Below are 4,215 nucleotides of genomic sequence, written 5' to 3' on the forward strand. Positions count from 1 at the left end.
GCCAGCGGCGCGCCGGTCTGCAGGCGTTCGACCAGATCGGGGTTGGCAATGAACGGCCGGCCGAACGCAAACAGGTCGGCCTTGTCTTCGGCCAGGCGCTTGGAAGCCAGTTCCAGGTCATAGCCGTTGTTGGCCATGTAGGTGTTGCGAAAGCGCTTGCGCAGGCTCGCGTAGTCAAACGGCGCGACATCGCGCGGCCCGCCGGTCGCGCCCTCGACCACATGCAGGTAGACCAGGTCCAGCGCGTCCAGGCCGTCGACGATATGGTCGAACTGCGCTTGGGGCTCGCTGCAGCTGATGCCGTTGGCCGGCGACACCGGCGAGATGCGAATGCCCGTGCGCTTGGCGCCGATCTCGCCCACGACGGCGGCCGCGACTTCGAGCATCAGGCGCGCGCGGTTCTCGATCGAGCCGCCATAGGCATCGGTGCGCTGGTTGGCGCCGTCCTTGGCGAACTGGTCAAGCAGATAGCCGTTGGCGCCATGGATCTCGACGCCGTCAAAGCCCGCGGCAATGGCGTTGGCCGCGGCATGGCGGAAATCGTTGACTATGCCCGGCAGTTCGCGCAGCTCGAGCGCGCGCGGCGCTGAGACTTCCTCGAAGCGGTTGTTGACAAAGGTCTTGCCCTGGGCGCGGATGGCCGAAGGCGCGACCGGCGCGGCGCCGCCGGCCTGCAGATCGACATGCGAGATGCGTCCCACATGCCACAGCTGCAGGAAGATGTGGCCGCCCTTGGCGTGCACCGCATCGGTGACCTTGCGCCAGCCCGCGATCTGCGCGGGCGTGTAGATGCCGGGCGTGTCCTGGTAGCCCTGGCCCTGCTGCGAGATCTGCGAGGCTTCGGAGATCAGCAGGCCCGCGGAGGCGCGCTGGCTGTAGTAGGTGGCGGCGAGATCGCTGGGAACGAAACCCGCGCCCGCGCGGTTGCGCGTCAGCGGCGCGAGCACGATGCGGTTGGCGAGCGTCAGCGCACCGAGGGAATAGGGCTGGAACAAACGGCTGTCGGACATGCTTCTTTCCTTGGGGTAGGTAAACAGGCGGCTGCGCGCCGCCGCAGAGGGTAGGGAGTGTTTATTGCGCGGCGGCGTCGTCGTCGAAACAGGCGATGCCGTCATCGAGCAGTTCGTGCAGCGCGGCGACGCGCTCCACGCCCAGGCGTTCATTCAGTGCGAGCTGCGCGAGCTTCCAGGCGCGCTGGCCTTCGACGCGCTTGGCGCGGCCGGCGTCGGTGATTTCCACCAGCCGGCTGCGCGCGTCTTCTCCCGCCCCGATGCGCAGCCAGCCCTGGGCGACCAGGGGCTGCATGTTGCGCGTGAGCGTGGAGGCATCCATCTGCATGCTGCGCGCCAGATCGCCGGGGCGTATGGGCCCTAGCCTCTCCACATGCGACAGCAGCGAGTACTGCGTGGTCTTGAGCCCGGCCGCCGCGGTGTAGTGGTCGTAATGGCGCGTGACCAGCCGGGTCAGCTGGCGCAGCTTCAGATTGGTGCAGCCTTTTGGAGTGTTCATCTGCTATATTGTACTTGCAATGTTTGTATATACAATGATTTGACAAGGAGCATGTGATGGAGATGGTAATGGACCCTGTTGTTGCGCGCTGGACGGCGCAGGAAATCGAAGTGCGCTCGCGCCTGAACGTCGATGCCGGCGCGCCCGCATCGCTGGCCGGACTCACGGGAATGGAGCTGTTTGCCGCGATCTTCGCCGGCGATATCCCGCCCGCGCCCATAGGCCTCACGCTCGACTTCATTCCCATCCACATGGAGCCCGGCGTCGCGGTGTTCCAGGGCCGGCCGCAGCGCAAGCATTACAACCCGCTGGGCAGCGTGCATGGCGGCTGGTTTGCCACGCTGCTGGACTCGGCCGTGGGCTGCGCCGTGCACACGCTGCTGCCCGCGGGCAAGGGCTTCACCACGCTGGAGCTCAAGGTCAACATGGTGCGCGCCTTGAACGACCGCGTGCCGCTGGTGCGCGCCGAAGGCAAGGTGATTCACCAGGGCCGCCAGGTCGCCACGGCCGAAGGCCGCATCGTGGGCCCCGACGGCAAGCTCTACGCGCATGCGACCACGACCTGCCTGATCTTCGATGTGCCCGCCAACGCCCAGGAGTCCGTCCATGTCCGCCAATGATCGCGCGCTTTCCTATCTTGACGACCTGGAGCCGGGGCAGCGCTTTGTCGGCAGCGCGCGCCTGCGCGTCGACGAGGAGCGCATCAAGTCCTTTGCCGCCGAGTTCGATCCCCAGCCTTTTCATCTTGACGACGAAGCCGCGCGCGCGACGCTGTTTCGCGGCCTGGCCGCCAGCGGCTGGCACACGGCGGCCGTGACCATGCGTCTGCTTGTGAGCCATGATTTTCCGCTCGCGGGCGGCATCATAGGCGCGGGCTTCGACGAGCTGCGCTGGCCGCTGCCGGTGCGCCCCGGCGACACGCTGCGCGTGGAATGCGAAGTGCTGGAAGTGCGGCCTTCGAAGTCGCGCCCCGAGCAGGGCCTGATCAAACTGCGCACCACGACGTTCAACCAGCATGACCAGCCGGTGCAGATTTCGGTCGGAAATCTGGTGGTGCCGCGGCGTGCGCCCTGAGCAGGAAAGGCAAACTCCGCACTTGCGTTTGCCCTGTCGAAGGGCGTTTGAGCCCAAGCGACATGCGGGTGCGCGAGCGCCCATGAAAAAAGCCATCCCTGAGGATGGCTTTTTGCTGTGCCTTGAAGGCGCGTCGCTTAGAGCGAGTCGATGAAGCTGCGCAGCTTGTCCGAACGCGAAGGGTGCTTGAGCTTGCGCAAGGCCTTGGCTTCGATCTGGCGGATGCGTTCACGCGTCACGTCGAACTGCTTGCCCACTTCTTCCAGCGTGTGGTCGGTGGACATTTCAATGCCGAAGCGCATGCGCAGCACCTTGGCTTCGCGCGGCGTCAGGCCGTCGAGGATGTCCTTGACCACGTCGCGCAGACCGGCCTGCATGGCGGCATCGATGGGGGCGGTGTTGGCACCGTCCTCGATGAAGTCGCCCAGGTGGCTGTCGTCGTCGTCGCCGATGGGCGTTTCCATGGAGATCGGCTCCTTGGCGATCTTCATGATCTTGCGGATCTTGTCCTCGGGGATCTCCATCTTCGCGGCCAGGATGGACGCATCGGGCTCGAAGCCGAACTCCTGCAGATGCTGGCGGCTGATGCGGTTCATCTTGTTGATGGTCTCGATCATGTGCACCGGAATCCGGATGGTGCGTGCCTGGTCGGCAATCGAGCGCGTGATGGCCTGGCGGATCCACCACGTGGCATAGGTCGAGAACTTGTAGCCGCGACGGTATTCGAACTTGTCCACGGCCTTCATCAGACCGATGTTGCCTTCCTGGATCAAGTCCAGGAACTGCAGGCCGCGGTTGGTGTACTTCTTCGCGATGGAGATCACCAGGCGCAGGTTGGCCTCGATCATTTCCTTCTTGGCATCGCGCGACGCACGTTCGCCGTCGTTCATGCGCTTGTTGATGTCCTTGAGGCCTGGCAGGGGCACGACAACGCGCGTCTGCAGGTCGATCAGGTTCTGCTGCAATTCCTGCACGGGCGGGATGTTGCGCTCGAGGATGACGCTCCACGACTTGTTCGACGCGGCCTGCTTGACCACCCATTCGAGGTTCAGCAGGTTGGCCGGGAATTCCTTGATGAAGGTCTCCTGGGGCATGCCGCACTTGTCGACGATGATACGGCGCAGTTCGCGTTCCTTCTTGCGCACGTCGTCGACCTGGGCGCGCACCAGGTCGCACAGCTTCTCGATGGTCTTGGCCGTGAAGCGGATGGTCATCAGCTCTTCGGTCAGCGCGGCCTGCACCTTCATGTACGCAGGAGTGCCGTAGCCTTCCTTGTCGTAGATCTTGTGCATCTTCTCGAACAGCTCGCGCATCTTGTCGAAGCGCGACAGGGCGTCGTTCTTGAGTTCTTCGAGCTTCTTGGTCAGCGCCTTGGAGCCGCCCTTGCCGTCGTCGTCGTCTTCTTCGTCGAATTCGTCGAAGTCTTCCTCGGCCACGTAATCGTCGGCTTCGTTGGGGTTGGAGAAACCGTCAACGATGGTCGAGATCACCACCTTGCCGCTGCGGATTTCCTCGGACATGTTGAGGATTTCGGCAATCGTCGCGGGCGAGGCGCTGATGGCCTGCATCATGTCCTGCAGGCCGCCTTCGATGCGCTTGGCGATTTCAATTTCGCCTTCGCGCGTCAGCAGC

At 64.3% G+C, this 4,215-nt stretch carries 5 protein-coding genes; 2 read left to right on the top strand and 3 right to left on the bottom strand.

Annotated elements, in window-relative coordinates; translation table 11 throughout:
* The coding region (locus RR928_RS10555) for an alkene reductase (protein WP_332682455.1) at window positions 1–1,010 on the bottom strand (1,010 nt) is incomplete at its 3' end.
* 61 nt (window positions 1,011–1,071) lie between these two features.
* A complete protein-coding gene (locus RR928_RS10560) occupies window positions 1,072–1,509 on the bottom strand; it encodes a MarR family winged helix-turn-helix transcriptional regulator (RefSeq protein ID WP_332548047.1) in 438 nt (145 codons plus the stop codon).
* 62 nt (window positions 1,510–1,571) lie between these two features.
* Here RR928_RS10560 and RR928_RS10565 point away from each other — a divergent pair, with 62 nt between their 5' ends.
* Complete coding sequence (locus RR928_RS10565; RefSeq protein ID WP_332540034.1) at window positions 1,572–2,129, top strand: PaaI family thioesterase; 558 nt, start codon at window positions 1,572–1,574, stop codon at window positions 2,127–2,129.
* The gene (locus RR928_RS10570; RefSeq protein ID WP_332540031.1) at window positions 2,116–2,583 is read left to right on the top strand and encodes a MaoC family dehydratase; all 468 of its coding nucleotides are present in this window, start codon (window positions 2,116–2,118) and stop codon (window positions 2,581–2,583) included. The genes RR928_RS10565 and RR928_RS10570 overlap by 14 nt, the downstream gene beginning before the upstream one ends.
* A 137-nt stretch (window positions 2,584–2,720) precedes the next feature.
* Here RR928_RS10570 and rpoD read toward each other — a convergent pair.
* Window positions 2,721–4,215: RNA polymerase sigma factor RpoD (gene rpoD / locus RR928_RS10575; RefSeq protein ID WP_332682456.1), on the bottom strand; the 1,495-nt coding region annotated here is incomplete at its 5' end.

The organism is Comamonas sp. (genome assembly GCF_036666375.1).
GTDB lineage: Bacteria > Pseudomonadota > Gammaproteobacteria > Burkholderiales > Burkholderiaceae_C > Comamonas.

What these genes read in the sequence shown, in the direction of transcription:
- RR928_RS10560 (WP_332548047.1), bottom strand. Translation starts at nt 1,509, where the DNA reads ATGAACACTCCAAAAGGCTGCACCAATCTGAAGCTGCGCCAGCTGACC.
- RR928_RS10565 (WP_332540034.1), top strand. Translation starts at nt 1,572, where the DNA reads ATGGTAATGGACCCTGTTGTTGCGCGCTGGACGGCGCAGGAAATCGAA.
- RR928_RS10570 (WP_332540031.1), top strand. Translation starts at nt 2,116, where the DNA reads ATGTCCGCCAATGATCGCGCGCTTTCCTATCTTGACGACCTGGAGCCG.